The organism is Actinomarinicola tropica (genome assembly GCF_009650215.1).
Classification (GTDB): Bacteria; Actinomycetota; Acidimicrobiia; order Acidimicrobiales; family SKKL01; genus Actinomarinicola; species Actinomarinicola tropica.
In genome coordinates, this window is sequence record NZ_CP045851.1 from 762,763 (window position 1) to 781,124 (window position 18,362).

Annotated in this window: 21 protein-coding genes; 6 read left to right on the forward strand and 15 right to left on the reverse strand. The window is 73.4% G+C overall.

Translation table 11 applies throughout. The features are described from left to right. Window positions 1-2: 2 nt before the first annotated feature. From ppc to GH723_RS03880, 3 genes are all read right to left on the reverse strand, one after another. A complete protein-coding gene (gene ppc, locus GH723_RS03870) occupies window positions 3-2,726 on the reverse strand; it encodes a phosphoenolpyruvate carboxylase (protein ID WP_153758411.1) in 2,724 nt (907 codons plus the stop codon). Further along, entirely contained in the window at window positions 2,726-3,487 is a 762-nt protein-coding gene (gene heR, locus GH723_RS03875) for a heliorhodopsin HeR (protein ID WP_153758412.1), read from the reverse strand. The genes ppc and heR overlap by 1 nt, the downstream gene beginning before the upstream one ends. Before the next feature lie 83 nt (window positions 3,488-3,570). Beyond that, window positions 3,571-4,524: a winged helix DNA-binding domain-containing protein gene (locus GH723_RS03880; RefSeq protein ID WP_195210509.1), complete on the reverse strand. Its 954-nt coding sequence runs from the start codon at window positions 4,522-4,524 to the stop codon at window positions 3,571-3,573. A 20-nt stretch (window positions 4,525-4,544) separates the two neighbouring features. Between GH723_RS03880 and GH723_RS03885 the strand changes: the two genes are divergently transcribed. Further along, a complete protein-coding gene (locus tag GH723_RS03885; protein ID WP_153758414.1) occupies window positions 4,545-6,092 on the forward strand; it encodes a YjjI family glycine radical enzyme in 1,548 nt (515 codons plus the stop codon). Beyond that, window positions 6,089-6,832, forward strand: coding sequence for a radical SAM protein (locus GH723_RS03890; RefSeq protein WP_229023039.1), 744 nt, complete (start codon window positions 6,089-6,091; stop codon window positions 6,830-6,832). The genes GH723_RS03885 and GH723_RS03890 overlap by 4 nt, the downstream gene beginning before the upstream one ends. Here GH723_RS03890 and GH723_RS03895 read toward each other — a convergent pair. Genes GH723_RS03895 through GH723_RS03925 form a run of 7 tightly spaced genes read right to left on the reverse strand, consistent with a single transcriptional unit; the run spans window position 6,829 to window position 11,842 of the window. After that, complete coding sequence (locus GH723_RS03895; RefSeq protein WP_153758415.1) at window positions 6,829-7,695, reverse strand: hypothetical protein; 867 nt, start codon at window positions 7,693-7,695, stop codon at window positions 6,829-6,831. The genes GH723_RS03890 and GH723_RS03895 overlap by 4 nt on opposite strands. An 11-nt stretch (window positions 7,696-7,706) precedes the next feature. After that, on the reverse strand, window positions 7,707-8,390 hold the full coding sequence (locus tag GH723_RS03900) for a helix-turn-helix transcriptional regulator (RefSeq protein WP_153758416.1): 684 nt from the start codon (window positions 8,388-8,390) through the stop codon (window positions 7,707-7,709). A gap of 49 nt (window positions 8,391-8,439) precedes the next feature. Beyond that, window positions 8,440-9,735: an HNH endonuclease signature motif containing protein gene (locus GH723_RS03905; protein ID WP_153758417.1), complete on the reverse strand. Its 1,296-nt coding sequence runs from the start codon at window positions 9,733-9,735 to the stop codon at window positions 8,440-8,442. 37 nt (window positions 9,736-9,772) lie between these two features. Next, entirely contained in the window at window positions 9,773-10,165 is a 393-nt protein-coding gene (locus GH723_RS03910) for a PPOX class F420-dependent oxidoreductase (RefSeq protein WP_153758418.1), read from the reverse strand. Window positions 10,166-10,194: 29 nt separating this feature from the next. Further along, complete coding sequence (locus GH723_RS03915) at window positions 10,195-10,740, reverse strand: helix-turn-helix domain-containing protein (RefSeq protein ID WP_153758419.1); 546 nt, start codon at window positions 10,738-10,740, stop codon at window positions 10,195-10,197. Continuing rightward, on the reverse strand, window positions 10,724-11,173 hold the full coding sequence (locus tag GH723_RS03920; protein ID WP_153758420.1) for an SRPBCC family protein: 450 nt from the start codon (window positions 11,171-11,173) through the stop codon (window positions 10,724-10,726). The genes GH723_RS03915 and GH723_RS03920 overlap by 17 nt, the downstream gene beginning before the upstream one ends. Window positions 11,174-11,212: 39 nt before the next feature. Next, window positions 11,213-11,842, reverse strand: coding sequence for a class I SAM-dependent methyltransferase (locus GH723_RS03925; protein ID WP_153758421.1), 630 nt, complete (start codon window positions 11,840-11,842; stop codon window positions 11,213-11,215). 23 nt (window positions 11,843-11,865) lie between these two features. Between GH723_RS03925 and GH723_RS03930 the strand changes: the two genes are divergently transcribed. After that, the gene (locus GH723_RS03930; RefSeq protein ID WP_153758422.1) at window positions 11,866-12,117 is read left to right on the forward strand and encodes a hypothetical protein; all 252 of its coding nucleotides are present in this window, start codon (window positions 11,866-11,868) and stop codon (window positions 12,115-12,117) included. 383 nt (window positions 12,118-12,500) lie between these two features. Continuing rightward, window positions 12,501-13,577, forward strand: coding sequence for a hypothetical protein (locus tag GH723_RS03935; protein ID WP_153758423.1), 1,077 nt, complete (start codon window positions 12,501-12,503; stop codon window positions 13,575-13,577). Between the two features lie 32 nt (window positions 13,578-13,609). Here GH723_RS03935 and GH723_RS03940 read toward each other — a convergent pair whose 3' ends face one another. Genes GH723_RS03940 through GH723_RS03950 form a run of 3 tightly spaced genes read right to left on the reverse strand, consistent with a single transcriptional unit; the run spans window position 13,610 to window position 15,345 of the window. Then, window positions 13,610-14,734 (reverse strand): JmjC domain-containing protein, encoded by a 1,125-nt coding sequence (locus GH723_RS03940; RefSeq protein WP_153758424.1) that lies wholly within the window; start codon window positions 14,732-14,734, stop codon window positions 13,610-13,612. 10 nt (window positions 14,735-14,744) lie between these two features. Continuing rightward, window positions 14,745-14,915, reverse strand: coding sequence for a hypothetical protein (locus GH723_RS03945; protein WP_153758425.1), 171 nt, complete (start codon window positions 14,913-14,915; stop codon window positions 14,745-14,747). A gap of 49 nt (window positions 14,916-14,964) precedes the next feature. Continuing rightward, complete coding sequence (locus tag GH723_RS03950) at window positions 14,965-15,345, reverse strand: VOC family protein (protein WP_324248608.1); 381 nt, start codon at window positions 15,343-15,345, stop codon at window positions 14,965-14,967. Between the two features lie 88 nt (window positions 15,346-15,433). Between GH723_RS03950 and GH723_RS03955 the strand changes: the two genes are divergently transcribed. Then, the gene (locus GH723_RS03955; RefSeq protein ID WP_153758427.1) at window positions 15,434-16,543 is read left to right on the forward strand and encodes a protein-glutamine glutaminase family protein; all 1,110 of its coding nucleotides are present in this window, start codon (window positions 15,434-15,436) and stop codon (window positions 16,541-16,543) included. A gap of 90 nt (window positions 16,544-16,633) precedes the next feature. Here the strand turns inward: GH723_RS03955 and GH723_RS03960 are convergent, their stop codons facing one another. Together GH723_RS03960 and GH723_RS18425 are read right to left on the reverse strand one after the other, a co-directional pair. Next, window positions 16,634-17,572: a metal ABC transporter substrate-binding protein gene (locus GH723_RS03960; protein WP_195210510.1), complete on the reverse strand. Its 939-nt coding sequence runs from the start codon at window positions 17,570-17,572 to the stop codon at window positions 16,634-16,636. A 5-nt stretch (window positions 17,573-17,577) separates the two neighbouring features. Continuing rightward, window positions 17,578-17,925 (reverse strand): YncE family protein, encoded by a 348-nt coding sequence (locus GH723_RS18425; protein WP_195210511.1) that lies wholly within the window; start codon window positions 17,923-17,925, stop codon window positions 17,578-17,580. A gap of 92 nt (window positions 17,926-18,017) precedes the next feature. Between GH723_RS18425 and GH723_RS03965 the strand changes: the two genes are divergently transcribed. After that, window positions 18,018-18,362 carry a hypothetical protein gene (locus tag GH723_RS03965; RefSeq protein ID WP_153758428.1) on the forward strand — a complete coding sequence of 115 codons (345 nt, stop codon included), beginning with the start codon at window positions 18,018-18,020 and terminating at the stop codon, window positions 18,360-18,362.

The following is an 18,362-nucleotide window of genomic DNA, read 5'->3' on the forward strand; positions in this document are numbered from 1 at the left end:
CGTCAGCCGGTGTTGCGCAGGCCGGCGGCGATGCCGTCGATCGTCAGCAGGAGCGCCCGGTCGGTGACGGGGTCGGTCTCGGTGGTCCGGCGGGTGCGCGACAGCAGCTCGACCTGGAGGGCGTGCATCGGGTGCAGGTAGCGGTCGCGCACGTCGAGCGTCCGTTGCAGCACCGGGTGCTCCGACAGCGGACCGCGCCCCTCGGTGACCCACGCGAGCTGCTCGACCGTCCTGGCGTGCTCGTCCTCGATCACGTCGAGCAGGTGGCGATGCTCGGTGGGCACCAACGCCTCGACGTAGCGGCGGGCGATGCCGAGGTCGGTCTTGGCCAGCGTCATCTCGACGTTGCTGAGCAGGGCCCGTAGGAACCACCAGTCCCGTGCCATCTGCCGCAGCCGGTCGCCGTGGCCCGCGTCGCGCGCTGCGGCCAGCCCGGTCCCGACGCCGAACCAGCCGGGCACGATCTGGCGGCTCTGGGTCCAGCCGAACACCCACGGGATGGCGCGCAGCGCGTCGAGCCCGGCGTTCGCCTCGGGCCGTGACGCCGGCCGGGAGCCGATGTTCAGCCGCCCCAGCTCCTGCACCGGTGTGGACGTGAGGAAGTAGTCGACGAGCGACGGGTCGTCGACCAGGCGCCGGTAGGCGGCGCGCGCCGCGTCGGAGGTGACGTCCATGACCTCGTCGTAGCCGGCGAGGGTGCTCTCCTCCTGGCGCGAGGTGGTGTGGAGCACGGTGGCCTCGAGCGTCGCGGCGACGAGCAGCTCGGCGTTGTGCCGGGCGAGGTGCGGCAGCAGGTACTTGTCGCTGATGACCTCGCCCTGCTCGGTGAGCTTCACCGCCCCCTCGACCGCCCCGTAGGGCTGGGCGAGGATCGCCTGGTGGGCGGGACCGCCGCCGCGGCCCACCGAACCGCCGCGGCCGTGGAAGAGGCGGAGCCGCACGCCGTGCTCCTGCGCCACGTCGCGCAGCATCCGGATCGCCCGCTGGATCGACCACTGCGAGGTGACGATGCCGCCGTCCTTGTTGGAGTCCGAGTAGCCGAGCATGACCTCCTGGACGTCGCCGCGGGCCCGCACGACCTCCCGGTAGCTCGGGGTCGACAGGAGGTCGCCGACGATGCGGTCGGCGTCGAGGAGCTCGTCGATCGTCTCGAGCAGCGGCACGAACGACAGACGGGCGACGCCGCGAGGGACGTCGACCAGTCCGGACTCGCGCGCCGCGACGACCGCGGCGAGGACGTCGCTCGGCCCCCGGGTCATCGACACGATGAACGTGCGGATGACGTCGTCGCCGTAGCGGTCGAGGGCGTCGCGGATCACGCTGAAGGTGCGGGCGACCCTGGTGGCGGTCGGGGAGACCTCGGTCGTGAGGCTGCTGAGCGGGCGGGCCCCGGCGAGCTCGCCGTCGAGCAGGTCGCTGCGGCCCTCGTCGTCGCTCGGGTAGTCGATGCCGTTGAGCTGGCACAGCTCCTCCACCAGCGTGTGGAGGTTGCGGCTGTGGTCGCGCACGTCCATCTCCGCCAGGTGGAACCCCGACGCCGCGACGACCCGTCGGACGCCGTCGAGCCGGCCGACCGCGAGGTGGCCAGCTCGCTCGCGCAGCGAGCGACGGACGAGGTCGAGCTCGGCGAGTAGCTCGGTGGCGTCGCGGTAGTCGACCCCCGGCCGGTGCGGCGTGCCCGTCCGGTGTCGCTCCCTGGTGTTGAGCACGCGCTCGCGGCAGTAGGACAGCTTGAGCCGGTAGGGCTCCTCGGCGTTGAGGTGGGCGAGCCGCTCCCAGACCTCGGGCAGCGCGGCCCGGTCGGCCTCCAGGCTGGCGACCAGCTCCGGGTCGTCCCCGACGATGAGCGACGACGGCGACAGCTCGGTGATGAGGTCGGCGAGGGCCCGCTCGATGAGGAGCAGCCCGCGGTCGTGCATCCACGCGAGGACCGCGGAGGTGACCTCCGGCGTCACGTTGGGGTTGCCGTCGCGGTCGCCGCCCACCCACGTGCCGAACCGCAGCGGCTGCGCGTCGAGGGGCAGCTCGACCCCGGCCCGGGCGAGGTGCGCCTCGAGGTCGACGAGCAGGTCGGGGAGCACGTTCCAGAGGACGGACTCCGCGTAGTACAGGGCCGACTGGGCCTCGTCGGTCGGACGGGGCGCGTTGACCCGCAGCTCGTCGGTGACCCACAGCAGGTCGATGAGCTCGGCGGCGCGCCGGTCGAGCCGCTCGTGCTCGTCGTCGCCGAGCCGCGGGTCGTGGCGGCGGTCGAGCAGCTCGGCGAGGTCGGCGAGCTTGGTGAGCACCGAGCGGCGCGACGACTCGGTGGGATGGGCGGTGAGCACCGGTCGGACCTCGAGGCTCGCCACCGCGTCGGCCAGCTCGTCGGCGGGGAGGCCGGCGTCGGCGATGCGCTCGAACGTGGCGCGCATCCAGCCCCGCCCGCCGTCCTCGGGCCGGTTGGTGAGGCTGACGCGGTGCGCCTGCTCGGCGACGGTCGCCAGGTGGAAGTACGTGGTGAACGCCCGGGCGTAGAGGATCGCGTCGAGCGCCCCTGCGGCGGCCAGGCGGTCGGCCAGCTCGCGGCCCGCGGCGGCGTCGCCCTCGTCGGCTCGCCGGGAGAGCTGGCGGATCTCCTCCACGGCATCGAGGAGGTCCTGTCCGCCCTGGCGGACGAGCGCCCGCCCGAGCTCGTCGCCCAGGCGGCGGATGTCGGATCGGAGCGCGGCGTCGACGTCGTCCATCACACCAGTGTGTTCGCGAACACCTGCCATGCGAGGAGGCTCTTGGCCACGAGGCTGAGGACGATGTAGATCCGCTCGCCGCGGAGGTAGTCCGTCCAGCCGCCCCGCGCCCGGTACTGCAGCAGCTGCACCAGGGCGAAGCAGTTGAAGGCGACGAAGATCGTCACGAAGATCCCGTACACGAAGTTCGGCACCTCGTCGCCGGCGCCGAACAGGTAGATCGAGATGCCGATCCACGGGACGGCGCCGATGATCGAGCCGAACACGAACGGGCTCCAGTCGACTCGCTCGTCGGCCCGGTTCTTGGTCTCCATCTCCCAGCCGAAGAAGATCATCGCGGCGTTGGCGCCGAAGAGGCCGAGGAGCGCGACGGCGTCGGTGATGCCGGTGATGCCGGCGATGAGCACGATCATCAGCGACGCCGACAGCGAGTACTCGACCCAGCGGAAGCGGTTGCGACCCTCGGACAGCTCGTGCTGGTAGCGGGACCATCCCGACGGGGACACGACGAGGAAGTGGAAGAACGCCGAGAGCAGGGAGAACGCCGCCACGGCCGGACCGAGCGGATAGCTGAACAGCTCCTCCAGCTGGTCGCCCGACACCGGGGTGCCCGGCGGGCCCGACGCGAACAGCGCGGTGACCGGGAGGGAGAAGTCGTTCGACAGGACGATGATGAGCGTGCCCTGGACCAGGTGGGCCAGGCCCGCCACCAGGTTGAAGGGGCGGAGGCGCGACAGGGCGCGGGCGTCGATCTCGGTCATGTGGGCCCCTTCGTGGCGGGTCGTGCTGACGGATGCAGCGGTGGCGCCCTACCAGTCGCCGGCCGGCGGAAAACGGTGCGCGGTCAGCCGAGGAAGCGGCGGACGTCGTCGGCGTCGGCCCCGAGCGCGACCAGGGCGTCCGGTGCGATCGGTTCGAGGGGATCGATGTCGACGGCGCCGCGCTCCCACCGCCAGGTGGCGACGGCCCGGCCGTCGACGAGCGCGATGGCCCGGAAGAGCCCGTTCGTGGTGACGACGCCGCGGTGCGGTCCGGTGATGCGCGGGCGGTCCGTCCAGCCGTGCAGGAGGGGGTCGAACGGGCCGAGGAGACGCGGTGGCGGCGGGCGCGCGTCGCGGTGGTCGCGCCGGACGACGAGGTTGTCGTCGCCCCACGGCTCGGTCTCCTCGGCGATGGCGGCCAGACCGGCACGGGCGTCGCCGAGGGTGAGCCCGCTCCACGCGGCCAGGTCGCGCGCCGAGGCCGGCCCGTGGCCTCGCAGGTAGCGCCGGGCCAGCTCGGCGAGCGCGGCGTCGTGGTCGACGGGTGGCATCGGCCCGAGCCAGGACTCGACGTCGACGAAGGCGTGGCGACCGTCGACGACCGGGCCGCGGACGAGCGCGTGGCGCAGCGTCGCGGCCATGAGGATGTGGACGATCGCCTGGCCGGCCGTGCGGATGCCGGCGGCGTCGACCCGGTCGCGCAGCTGCTCCCGGGTGAGCGGGCCCTCGGCCCGCACCGACGACATCACCACCTCCACGGCCCGGTCGGCGTCGGCGGGCGGGACGCCCTCCTCGCCCAGCCGACGGGCGTTGTGGACGAGCTGGCGGGGGGCGGTGAGCGCGTGCAGCCAGTGGTGGTCGGCGGCGGGGACGAGGTGGAGCGTGCCCCGGTGGAGCCAGCTGACGACGAGGGCGCGGTCGACGGTGACCGGGCGGCGGTGACGGGGTCCATGGGCCGAGTGTGGCTGCTCCTGCGGACAGGATCCGACCGCGTTCGCGGCGAGCTTGCGACCTTCGGCCCTACCTCGTGGGTGCACCGGCAGCGGATCCTCGGGGCATGGGAGCCGAGGAGCACCGCCAGCGCGTCCGGTCGATCATCGAGGACCCGGCGCTGACCTACCGCCAACGGGTGTACGCCCTGGCCGGCGCGGCCGAGGACGCGCTCGACCCGCCGGCGGTGAGCGCCGCCTGTGCGCTCGCCCTCGACAAGGGCCTGATCTGCGACCTGGCCGAGGGGCACGCGCCGTATCGTCCCCGCTACACGCTGCCCGACTACGCCCGGGCCCTGGCCCGGGGCAGCACGTTCCTCGAGCTGCCCCCGCCGACGACGTTCGACGAGGCGACCACGTTCCTGCTCGCGGCGTACGCCAACGTCCCGTCGATCACCGGCTACCCGGTCTGGTTCGGCGACCTCGACCGGCTGCTCGAGCCCTTCGCCGCCGATCTCGACGACGACGAGCTGCGCACACGCCTGCGTCGGTTCTGGGTCCTGCTCGACCGGCTGTTCCCCGACGCCTTCGCCCACGCCAACCTCGGGCCGGCCGACGGGCGCGTGGTCCGGGCCGCGCTCGGCGTCCACCGCGACGTCCACCAGGTGGTCCCGAACCTGACACTGCGGGTCGACCCCGACGTCACGCCCGACGACCTGCTGCTCGAGGCGGCCCGCACGATCGTCACCGTCGCCCAGCCCCACCTGGTGAACCACCCGATGATGGTCGCCGACCTCGGCGAGCGGTACGGCGTGGTGTCCTGCTACAACGCGCTGCCGGTCGGCGGGGGCTCCCACACGCTCGTGCGGCTCAACCTGCTGGAGGCGGCTCGCCGCCACTCGGGCTCGGCGGAGCGGTTCCTCGACACGACCCTCCCCGGCGCGATCGCCCTGACGGCGGAGCTGATGGAGGCCCGCATCCGGCACGTCGTCGAGCAGGCCCGCTTCTTCGAGTCCTCGTGGCTCGTCGACGAAGGGCTGCTCTCGCTCGACCGCTTCACCGCGATGTTCGGCATCGTCGGGTTGGCCGAGTGCGTGGAGCACCTGCTGCTGCTCGACGGCCGCGAGGGCCGCTACGGCCGCGACCGTGCCGCCGACGACCTGGCCCACGACATCGTCGAGCGCGCCGCGGCGATCGTCCACGCCCTCCCCATGCCCCATTGCGAGGCGACCGGCGGACACGCCCTCCTGCACTCGCAGGCCGGGCTCGACTCCGACGCGGGGTTCACCGCAGGGACCCGGGTCCGCGTCGGGGACGAGCCGGACCTCTACCGCCACCTCGCCGCGGTGGCGCCGAACCACGCGCACCTCCCGTCGGGCGTGAGCGACATCGTGCGCCTCGACGAGACCGTGGTCGACAACCCGGAGGCCGTCGTCGACGTGGCGCGGGGCGCGCTCGCGCTCGGGATGCGGGACGTCACGTTCGAGGTGGCGAACGGCGAGTTCGTCCGGGTGACCGGCTACCTGGTGAGGCGCAGCGAGATCGAGAAGGTGGCGGCGGCGGACGCCGTGCGGCACTCGAGCAGCGTCCTCGGCGCCGGATCGTTCGCCAACGCCGGGCTGGATCGCCGCACCGCTCAGCGGGTGCGGTCGCACGAGCGGACGGTCGGGACGTGACGTCGCTGCGCGTCGCCGACGTGGTGCGCTCGTCGTACGTGGACGGACCGGGGCACCGCTACGCGCTGTTCCTCCAGGGCTGCACGTTCAACTGCCCGGGCTGCCACAACCCGCACACGATCGCCCCCCGCTCGCCCGACGCCCGGGACGTGCCGGTGGCGGAGATCGTGGCCGACGTGGCGGAGGTGGCGCCGTTCCTCACCGGGATCACGGTGTCGGGCGGCGAGGCCACCCTGCAGTGGGAGGCGGTGCACGCACTGTTCGAGGCGTTGGCCCTCGACCCGGCGACCTCGCGCCTCACCCGCCTCGTCGACACGAACGGCGACGCCGAGGCCGGGGTGTGGTCGGTCCTCGCGACGTCGATGCACGGCGCCATGGTCGACCTGAAGGCCCTCGACCCCCACGTCCACCGGGTGCTCACCGGCCGCACCAACGATCGGGTCCTGCGCTCGATCCGCGACCTCGCGGCACGGCGGCGGCTGGACGAGGTGCGGCTTCTCGTCGTGCCGGGCGTGAACGACACCGCGGATCAGATCGACGCCACCGGTCGGTGGTTGGCGTCGATCGATCCCGTTCCTCCCGTGGTGGCGCAGGGGTTCCGCCACCACGGGACCCGTCTGCGGGCCCGGGCGTGGGCCGAGGCCACCACGAGGGACCTCGAGCGGGTCGCCGACGGCCTCGCCGCCTACGGCCTGGACGTGCGCCGGCGCTCGCTGCCCGAGGTCGCCGTCGCGGTCTAGGGATCCACCCGGTGGTGGCGGAGGCGGTCGAGGGCGTCGACGGTGACCATGCCCCGCCACTCCCACACCGACGGCTCGGTCGGCGGCTCCCACCGGATGGGCCAGCCGCCGTCGGGCTGCTGCTCGGAGGCGAGCGCGTCGAGGTGGGCGGCGACGAGGTCGGCGTCGAACCAGCTGCGCCAGGTGCTGTCCGGTCGGGGGGCGATGTCGAGCGGGGTGAGGCCGTACTCGGGGTCGTCGGGGTCGGCACGGTAGTCGGGGGCGTCGACGAGCGCGGTGAGCACCTGTGGGGCGAGCCGCTCGGCCGTCGCCCGGTCGGGGAGGTGGGTGAGGAGCGTCAGCGCGCACAGGTGCACGTGGGCGTTGCCCTCGACACCGGCGGCGATGGCGTCGAGGCACCAGGCCGTGGCGTCGTCGAGCCAGGCGTGGCGCACCTGCTGTCCGTGCAGGAGCCCGGCGATCGCCGCCGTGGGGTTGAGGCCGGGCGGGAAGCTGGTGACCTCCTGCCAGTGGCTCGCCCGGGGGTGGTCGGCGAAGGACGGGAACATGATCGGCAGGGCGCCGGCGCGGTCGGCGACGCCGGCCAGGTGGTCGCAGAGCGATGCGGTCACGTCGTCGGGCAGGTGGGCGTCGACGCTCCCGACCGCCTCCAGGGCGACCTGGGCGTAGAGCGGTTGGCTGGCGGGGTCGCGGGTGTCGGGCTCGAGGCCGTGGCCGAACCCGCCGTCGGGGTTGCGGTAGGCGAGCACAGCGGCGACGACCGCGTCGGTCGGGCCGCCGTCGAGCAGGGCGATGGCGCGGCGCTGGTCGAGGATGCGGGCGTGGGCGCGGATGAAGGCGCGTGCCGCGGGGATGTCGGGCATTCGGGAGCTCCTCAGGGGGCGATGGTGTCGAAGGGGACGTCGAGGACCTCGTCGAGGTCCCGGTGGGGGGCGACCTCGTCGGTGAGCTCGATCGTCTCGATGCGGTCGAGGCGGAAGACCCGGCCGTCGTCGCGGAGGCGGCACCAGCCGACGAGGTACGTCGCGTCGGCGTGGACGTGGAGGCCGTGGACCTCGACGGTGCGCTCGGTCCGGCGGTCGTGGCCGTCGGTGTAGGTGAGGGTGACGACCCGCCGGTCCCGCAGCGCGGCCTCGACGGCGCGGAGGACGGTGGCGTCGTGCGGCTCGGGCGGTCGAAGGCGCAGTCGCTGCGCGAGTTGCTCGGCGGCCGCGACCTGGTCGGGACGCATGGCGGCGAGCAGCTTCTGGCGGGCCCGGCGGCCCGCGTGGGCGAAGGGCGCGCTGGGCGCCGCTGCGAGGGCGAGCATGACCGCCAGCGCCTCGTCGGCTTCCAGGTTGAGCGGTGGCAGCGTGGCGCGGGCGTCGATGGCGTAGCCGCCCGTGCGGCCACGCTCGGCCCAGATCGGCACGCCGGACTGCTGGAGCGCGGCGATGTCGCGCTCGATCGTGCGCACGCTGACCTCGAACCGCTCGGCCAACCGGGTGGCCGACAGCGGACGCGGCGCGACGGCGCGCAGCTCCTCGACGAGGGCGTAGAGGCGGTCGGTCCGGTTCATCCACCCACCGAGCGTGCGTCGGTCACCCGACAACCCTATGTCGGGTATTTCAGGCGACCTCGGCGAGCTCGGCGAGGAGGGTGTCGCGGGCCCAGGCCGTGAGACGTTCGCCGGCCCCTCGTCGGCGTTGCCGTGCGCCCAGGCGTCGGCGGAGACCCGGTGTCGCGGGGTGTCGGGCGGACACCGATCGCCCGGCGGGATCGACGAGCTCCCATCGGTGCCGTCCCGGCGGGGGATCGGCCGCCGGCCGGAGGTGGAGTTGGTTCCGGTGCACGACCCTGTGGTGGTGGCGGCACAGGAGGACCAGGTTGTCGAGCCGGGTCGGGCCACCGTCCGCCCAGTGGTGGATGTGGTGGGCGATCAGCCGACGGGTGGCCCCGCATCCGGGGTAGCAGCAGCCACCGTCGCGGGCGAGGAGAGCCCGCCGTTGCGCGGCCGTGGCGAAGCGGGTGGGCTCGGTGACGGCCACGGGCACGCCCCGCACCATCAGCGTCGTCGTGATGGGCCCCTGCTCAGCGAGCATCGGAAGCCACCAGTGGGGGACTGCGCCCGCCCCGGGGATGAACGCCCGGTCGATCACCAGGCCCTCCTCCACCTCCCGCGCGTGCACGACGACGTTCACGGTGGCCGTCTCGGGCGCGAACCCCACGTCGTTGGTCCTGGTGCTGGTGGCGCGCTCGCCGAGGGCGAGCAAGGCCTCGGCGCACGAGCGCTGGTGCGGCGGCGTCGGCCCCGTCTCGTCACGCCCGTCGAGGCGCTCGCGCTCGGATTCGAGCCAAGCCTGAAGCGCCGCACCGTCGGCGGCGTCGAAGTCGCCGCTCAGCTGGAAGCGACCGTCGCGCCAGTGCCAGCGTGCCCGCGAGGGGTCGGGCTCGTCGTCCTCGTCGGGCTCGGCGTCGTCGTCCTGCCGGCGGGCCGGCGCCGTGATGCGCGCGTGCTCCTGGAGCACGCGCTCGAGCTGGTTGCCGGTGAGCTCGCGCGTGGCCTCCAGGAGGGCAGCTTCGTTCTCCGGCGTGGCCCGCCGGGCGATGGCGAGCACCGACCGCAACGAGCGCTCGCCGCTGGACAGCACCTGACGTGTGAGCGGAAGCTCCGACAGGCGGTCGACGAGCTCGACCACCTCCCGGGCCTCGGCCCCTGTCATCCCCAACGCCCACGCGAGGTACGACGGCCACGGGTCGGCGCAGTTCGTCTCCATGAGCTCGGCAGTGCGGGCCACGAGCTGGGCCTGCCACGCCGCGACCTGCCCGGCGGCCTCGGTCGCGGCGGCGAGGAGCACCTCGTGCCGCGCCGCGTCGTCGCCAGGGTTCGGGGGTTCGGCCACCTGCAACTCGTTCGCCGCCATGTCCCCATCATCCCCAGGGGGTGTGACAGCGAACGGGTCAGAGGTTGTTCTTGTGGAGCTTCTCCGGGGTGATCCTCACGATCGCCCGCTCGCTCTGGATCTGGGCCCCGTAGTCGTTGCCGGTGTAGCGGCGGGAGAGGGCGTCGATGTGGGTCCGGGCCTCGTCGCCCCGGACCGTCTCGGCGACCCGTCCCCGCACCTCCACGTACTGGTACGGGTTCTCGCCGTTGATGACGGTGATCGTCACCCGCGGGTCGCGCTCGATGTCCTTGAACTTCGCCCGGTGCACCTCGGTGTTGATGAGCACGTGCTCGTCGTCGGCGTCCACCCACATCACGTGGGTGCGGGGCTGGCCGTCGGCCGAGAGCGTGGTGAGGGCCGCGAAGTTCTTGGCGGTGGCGAGGTTCTTGAGGTCGGCGTCGATGGTCATGGGAGGTGCAACACCGCGAGGGCCGGTCGTCATCCCGCTCGGCGCAGCAGCTCGACGAACTCGGCCGCGGCGGCATCGACCCCTGCCTCGTCGTCGGTCGCGACGAGATCGAGCAGCAGGCCCCGGGTCACGGCGAGGACGAGCCGGATCCGCGCCCGGTCGACCGTGCCGCCCGAGGCCTCCGCGGCGGCGTCGAGCCACCCGTCGATCGCCGGCCCGAGCAGTCGGGTGAACGGCTCCTCGCCCTGCGCACCACGGGCGTAGCACTCGAAGAAGAGCCGCTCGAACGGCCGCAGCTCCCGCCGTCGGAGGTCGGCCCAGGAGGCGGCGACGGCTTCGGCCGGGTCGTCCGGCAGCTCGGTGAGCATCAGGACCTGGCGCCGCTCGACCTCCTCGACGATCGCGAGCAGCAGCTCGTCGCGCGAGCCGAGGTGGTGGATGAGCATCCGGTGGCTGGTCCCGACCGCCGCCGCGAGGTCCCGCAGCGACCGACCGCCGATGCCGTGCGCCGCGACCTCGTCGATCAGGGCGTCGAGCAGCTGGCGGCGCCGGGTGTCGTCAGGAGGCCGCGGCATCGCGACCGTGGTGGAGAGCCTCGGCGCGTGCCCGCAGCCCCTCGGCCTCCATGCGGAGGAACCGGCGGGACGTGCGGCGCATCGCCAGCCCGACGAGCATGCCGAGCGGTCCGCGCTGGTCGACGCCCTGGCGGACCCGGGTGCGCCCGTCGTCGAGCGCGACGACCTCGTGGAACGCCGTGGTCCGCGCGCCGGGGGAGCTCTGGCTCCACACCCAACCTCGCCCCGGGTCGAGGGAGGCGATCTCCCACACGAGCCGCGGCATGCCCGGCTGGCGCAGCGCGAACCGGCGGCCGACCGCGAGGTCGGACCCGTCGAGGGGCTCGACCGCCGTGACCGACTCGGTCCATGTGGGCCACCGCTCGACGTCGGCGAACACCCGCCAGACCGTCGCCGCGGGCGCACCGATGTCGATGGACGTCTCCGTGATCATGTACCAAGTGGTACATCAACGATGGCGAACCGTCAACGGTCAGCCGACCGGACGCCGGCCCACCGCGAGGAAGAGAGGGAACGTGCCGTCCTCGCGCTCGACGTGGGTGCAGTCGCCGACCTCGACGTCGACGAACCCCGCGGCCTCCATCCGCCGCGCCAGGTCGTCCCGCTCGAAGCCGTGGTGGATCTCGCCGTGCCCGTGTCCCTCGCCGTGGAAGGACCCGTCCTCGGCGTCCAGGTCGACGATCGCCACCCGCCCGCCCGGGTCGAGCAACGTCGCGACGTTGGCGAGCACGGCGTCGGTGTCGGGGATGTGGTGCAGCGCCATCATCGACACGACCAGGTCGAACCGGTCGTCGGGGATCGGGCCGCTCGCGAGGTCGAGGTCCCAGACCCGGGCGTCGGTGAGCTTGCCGGCGGCGATCTTGTCCTCCATCACCTGCCGCATCCCCGCCGAGGTGTCCGTCAGCGTGACCGGCCCCACGTGGGGACGCAGCGCCTGGGTGAGCAACCCGGTGCCGGCGCCCAGCTCGAGGACGCGCTGGGAGGGGTCGAGTGTGACCGCGGCGCGGATCGCCTCGGCCACCCGGCGCGCCCGGTCGACCTTGCCGGGGTCGTCCCACGTCGCCGCCCGGTCGTCGAAGCTGTGCCCGTGATCGTGATCCATCTCCGCACCCTACGGCCGCCGACGTGACCGTCTACCTGGCCTACAGCGATGCCGTCGTCGACGAGGACGCGCAGGGCCCCTGGGACGAGGTCGTCCTCCTCGAGCCGCACCTCGCGTTCGTGCGCAGCGAGCTCCACCGCTCGGCCGTCTACCACGGGCTGAAGGACGCGCTGCCGGCCGGTGCGTCGCTCCTCGTCGTCGAGCTCGACGAGGTCCCGAAGTTCAAGGGCATGGCGTCGGGCACCCTCGCCTGGGCCCGACGGCACATCCCCTAATTCGCTGGCCGGTGCACGCCGGGCTCCGTACGGTGCCCCGCCATGAAGCTGTGAGATCCCGCCACCGTTCCGACCGTGTCAGCAGGAAGGGGATCTCATGTCATCCATGCCGCGCACCGGTGGACGCCGTCCCGGCTCCACCTCCAGCCGGGTCACGCCCAAGGGCACCCGCACCGCGGGCCCGTCGCGCCAGGCGCGTCGCACCGGGGCCGCAGTGACCGCCCAGCGCCCGGACCGAGGCGGCCGCTCCTGGCGGCCGCCCACCCGTGGTCAGGGGTTCAGCCCCGGCCACTCGGTCCGCTCCCGCGGGAACCGTTGACCACCTGGGGTGGGCGGGTCTGCCATCATCCGTCGGACCCGTCCCACCCCAGGAGCCACGACCTGTGCCGACGCTTCGCCGCGCCCTCATCCCTCTCTTCGCCCTCACCCTCGCCGCGACGGCGTGCGGCGACGACGACGGCGGCTCCGGCGACGGGCTGTCCGCGGGCGACGGGTTCTCGGTGGAGGGCGCGCTCGCCGAGCTGCCCGACCTGGGCGAGCCCGGCGCCATCGTCTCGGTCGCCGACCTCGACGCCGCCACGGAGCTGAGCGGCGCCGAGCGTCCGGACCCCGCTGACGCCGACGCGGTCCGTGAGTGGCTGATGGGCGTCTCCGGCGCCGACCGCGAGGCCGACGTGTTCGTGCCGATCGCCGAGACCCTCCAGCCGCAGGGCCGGATCGACGAGTTCGCCGCCGAGCTCGGGTGGAGCGTCGCCGACGTGTCGACCTTCGCCGAGACCTCCCTCCCGCCGCGGAGGGTGCTCGTCGTGAGCGGTGACGGGCTCGACGACGACGTCTTCGACGACGCCGACGTCGTCGAGCTGGAGGACGACATCGTCACCGCCGGCGAGGGCGAGGACCACGAGTCCGACCTCGAGGGGACGACCGCGGCGCGTCCCATCGGCACTCCGCTGCGGATGGCCGCCGACGACGGTCGCCTCGTCGCGTCGCCGGTCACCGCGCTCGTGCGCGGCTGGCTCGACGACGACCTCGACACGCTCGCCGACGACGAGGCGCACGCCGCGGTCGCCGCGGCCCTCGACGGCGCCGACGTCTACGCCGCGGTGCTCTGGAGCCAGGAAGCCGGCAGCGGCTCGGGCGGGTCCGACGGCCCGGGGCTGACGGCGTCGTTCGACGTGGTGGGCATCGGGTGGTCGATCGTCGGCGGCGAGCCGGTCGTCACCATCGCCCACCACTTCGCGGACGAGGCCACCGCCGAGGAGCAGGCCGAGCGGATCCGCGCCATCCTCGAGGAGGGCAAGAGCCTCGTGACGGCCCAGCCCATGAGCGACGTCCTGTCGCTCGACGAGGTCACGACCGACGGCGCGGTGACGGTGGCGACCGTGCGACCGGCCGAGGGGGGCTTCCTCGGCACGCCGATGCAGATGCTGATGCAGCGCGACGTCCTGTTCGTCGGCTGACCGTCGAGGCGCCGGCCGGTTGGTCGCCGACCTCAGCTCGGCGGTGACGGCACGACGGCGAGCATGCCCTCGACGATGAGGCGCCGGGCGAGGGTCACGCGGCTCTGTTCGTCGATCCCGGGGAGGTCACCGACGCGGACAGGTCCGCCGGTCGCCAGCTTCTCCACCGCGACCCGACCGACGGCGGGCAGCTGGAGGGTGCGGTCGTCGAGGACCAGCCGGATCCGGTGGGCGTCGTCGCCGTCGGCCACACGGGCGACGGTGCCGGGACGCAGCTGGACGACGTCGTCGAGGGTGAGGGCGGCGCCGTGCACGAGCGCGGCGAGGCGGCCGCGGTGGTCGGGCCGGGCCCGTCGGCGGGAGCGCTCGTGGGCCGCGACGTCGGCGGGATCGGTCGCGTCGAGGTGCGCAGCGACCGTCCGCAACACCGGCGCCAGTCCGTCAGCGAGGTCGTCGCCGCCCTCGGCCCACCCGAGGGGCAACGGGTCGTCGAGCGCCTCGACGGTGTCGAGCACCCGTCGCAGCACGTCGCGGTAGGTGATGCGGAGGATGCCGATGGTGAGGTGCAACGACGTCGCGTCGTTGGCGCGGGCACTGTGCTCGGTGCCTGTCGGCATGTAGAGCGCGTCGCCCGGCGTGAGCTCGAGCTCGCCGAGCCCTGCGACGTGCCAGTGCTTGGTGCCGTGGAGCTGCCGGACGATCACGTCGTGGCGGTCGGCGTGGGGGCGCAGCCCTGCGGCGCCGGGAGGGGTCAGGTAGGCGTTGACCTGGACGGGGTGGGAGATGGCGCGCTCGAGCAGGGCGGCGAGGTGCCCGACCGCGGGGTGGGTGCGGTGGAGGGACTGGAGGACGATCGTGTCGCCGCCGGCGAAGCGCTCCGCGAGCTTGGCGGGATCGACGACGCCCTCGGTGGGCCGACCGCCGAGACGGACGGGCGTGCAGTAGTCGCTCTCGGGCAGCGTGCGGCCGTCACGCACGACGCGGATCTCCGGGCGTCGAGCGGCGCTGATGAGCACGGCGTCGACATCGTCGACCGACAGGACGTCGGCGAGGACGTCGTCGGTGCGGAGGACGAGGGGGCGACGCCCCCAGTGCTGCGCGGCGAACGCTGCCGTGTCGCCGACGCAGCGCTGGAGGACGTCGTGGTGGTGGGTCAACGGTCGGGGGTCAGGCCTCGTCGCCGGTGTCGAGCGGACCCTCCCCTCCGCCGTCGAGGTTCTCGTCGGCTTCGGTCGGCTCGTCGCCGGTGTCCTTGCCGCTCTGGCCGCCCGTGTCGAGGTTCTCGTCGTCCTCGGTGGGCTTGTCGCGGGTGATGTCGTCGTCGTTGATGTCACTCATGGCCGACGCAGTACCACCGTGCGGCGCTCGCCAACCCGAGTGGCGCGCCTCAGTCGCCGCGTCGGGGCTCGAACAGCTCGATCGGGTTGCCCGACGGGTCGTCGGCGACGACCTGCCGGCCACCGTTGCCCTGGATGATCTCGCTGCGGAGCGCGATGTCGTGGCGGCGCAGCGCGTCGACGGTGGCGTCGAGGTCGTCGACCTCGATCTGGATGCGGTTCCAGCCCCCGGGTACGGGCATCGTGCCGTCGCGCATGGGTTGGCCGGCGCCGCCGCCTCCTCCCGGTGTGTTGAGCAGCAGCCGCAGGTCGTCGCGCCGGAGCATGGCGAACCCCGGACCGGGGTGGGCGCCTCGTTCGGGCGCGCTCGGTCCGCTCGACCTGTTCTCCGAACGTGCGGCGACGGATGTCGCGCGGGAGCTCGGCCTGATCGTCGACTAGCGCGCATCTGGCTCGGCGCGTATCTGGGCGGCCTCCGCGACGTCCTGTTCTGCGCGGGTCGACGCCGGGAGGTGCGCCATGCCGGACGAGAACGTGATCATCGCCGTACCCACCGAGGTGGGACCGGAGGAGCGGGCCGCGGTGGGCTTCGACGACGGGAGCCGGGCCCGGATCGACCTGACCGACGAACGGGCTGCCGGGCTCGCCGAGATCCTCGCCGGGCTGCGCGACCTCCGCCGGCCCGCCTACGTCGAGCTCGACGCGGCGACGGGCGCGGTGGTCGAGCTGCGCATCCCGCACGTGTCGCGGGTGGCGCGGGTCATGACGCTCGACGAGGACGTGGTCGCCGTGCAGCTCGAGCTGTCGCACGCCCGCCACCTGCTGCGTGCCGACACCGACGGGTACGAGGGGATGCGAGACCTGCTCCGTCGATCGGTCGAGGACGGGACGGTGCTCGTCGTCACCGAGGACGACCGGCACCACATCATCGACGTTCGCCCGTCGAGGTGGGAGATCGAGTGGCCGCCGCCGGTGCGCCAGCAGCTGCCCCGGTGGTTGCGGTGGGTGCCTGAACCGCTCGTCCCCGTCGTGCGGCGGGTGTTCCACCTCTCGGAGGACGCCCTGTCGTGGCTGCTGTGGTGGCTGTTCCCGGTGTCGGGAGCGAAGGCCCGTCAGGTGTTCGACGCGCTGAACACGTTGAGCTGCCACCCGGTGAACGTGCCGGTGCCGTGCATCCCCTTCCTCTACCCGGACGACGGCTGCTGGGGCCGAGCGCACGAGATGACCCGGCTGATGAAGGGCATGAGCGTGCGCCCCCGGAAGGTGTGGATCGAGGGGTGGTTGGGTCCGGCGACCCGGAACAACCCGAGCTGCGAGGTGTTCTGGGGTTGGCACGTGGCGCCCACGCTGCGTGTGCGGCGGTGGCTCTGGATCTTCATGGCTCGCACCGAGGTGATCGATCCGGCCCTCTTCGGCGGCCCGGTCGCGCAGAGCACCTGGAAGAGCGTGCAGAACGACCCGAACGCCACGCTGACCCCGTCGAGCGCGTCGATCTTCTACCTCTGGGGGTCGGTCACGGACCCTGACAACTCCCAGACCGAGGGTGTGCTGGCCACCTACCGGCTGCACCTGCGGAACCGTTCGCTCTCGCCGTCGGGTCCGCCGCCCTACGCCCACTGCCCGGTGTGAGGTCCGCGTTGCCTCGACAGCTCGGACCCTTGTCGAGGCAACGCGGACCTCGGAGCGGCTCGAGCTGCCGGTCGGCCGGCCGGGGTCCGCTCATGACACGAGCGCGGCGGTGATCGACTCGGCGTTCGTGCGCATCATCCCGAGGTAGGAGTCCGCCGATGAGCCGGGCGGACCGAGCGACTCGGTGTGCAGGCTCACCACGTCGATGTCGAGACCCGACTCGACGGCCAGGACCTCCGCGAGCCGGGTCGGCTGCGACGTCTCGGCGAAGATCGCCCGGACGTCGGAGGTCCGCAGGACGGTGGTGAGGTCGGCGAGGTCCCTCGCGCTGGGGCTCGCCAGGGTGCTGCCGGACGGGATGACGGCGCCGAGGACCTCGAACCCGTAGCGATCGGCGAAGTACCCGAACACGTGGTGGTTGGTGACGAGCCGCCGTCGCTCCGGCGGGATCGTCCCCACCATGTCCTCGATCTCGCTGTCGAGCGCCTCCAGCCGTCGGCGGTAGTCCTCCTGTCGGCCACGCACGTCGTCGGCTGCCGCATCGGTGACCAGCTCCGCCAGGTGATCGCCGATGAGGTCGGACGCGGTGGCCATACGGCGCGGATCGGTCCACACGTGTGGGTCGAGGTCGGGCCCGCGGGCGGCCACGGTGCCGGCGTAGCCGAGTGGGTCCAGCGCCGGTCCCACCTCGAGCACCGGGACACCCTCGCGGCGGGCCGCGGCGAGCACGTCGACGAGGCCCTCCTCGAGCCCGAGCCCGTTGGCGATCACGAGGTCCGCGTCGAGCAGCCGCTCGGCCTCCGCTGCCGACAGCGCGAGGCCGTGGGGGTCGGCACCGGGGGGCATGAGGTCGATCACCTCGATCGCGTCACCGCCGATCGCCGCGGTGACGTCGGCGAGGATGTTGGTGGTCACCGCCACCGTGGGCACCCGCCCCTCCTCGTGCGCGGAGGAGGAACGGGTGCACGCCGTGGCGACGAGGAGGACGGCGCTGACCGTCAGGGCCAGCGCCGCTCGGCGTCCGAGCACGTGGTTCAGTCGTGGGTCGTCGGCGCGAGCCCGACGACCGCGACGCCGGCCGGGTTGCCACCCACCGCGATCTCCCGCGCGACGCGCAGCTCGTCGGCGATGCCGAGCTCGACGACGCGGCCGCCGTCGGGATCGGTGACGTAGGCGCGATCGCCGGCGACGAGGACGGTCGGGACGGGCGGACCGCCGTGGCCGTCGGGAAGCTCGATGGTGTCGAGGACGGGGGTGGACTGGAGCACCTCGCCCGTGGCGGGGTCGATCCGGTGGACCTGGCCGTCGTCGGTGAGGGCGACGATCACCTCGTGCTCCTCGTCGAAGGCCATGGCGACCAGGGCGGCGGGGAGCGGGATCATGGCCGAGGTGCCGGCCTCGATGTCGATGCGGACGACGGCCTCGTCGGCGAGGGTGCCGATGGCGCCGTCCCTGGCCGGAGAAGGGCTCGGCGGTGTCGAGCCGACCCACGTGGTACGGCGAGCTGGCCACCCACGACGCCGCCGTGTTCGGCTGCACCGACGGGGTGCTCGTGCTCGAGTCCCACGGCGACCACTGGGACGCCACCAAGATCGCCAACCCCGACGGCGCACCCGAGGACGCCCGCACCGGTTCGTTCGTCGGCGGGCACGACCTGCCCGAGCTGGACGAGATCCTCGTGATCGTGGCGCCGGTGCTGCTCGGCGGCGGCACCCGCATGTTCGACCTGCGGGGCCGGCCCGACGTCGACCTCGAGACGATCTCGGTCACCCACACGCCGCTGGCGACCAACATGCACTTCCGCGTCCGCTCGCGCTGA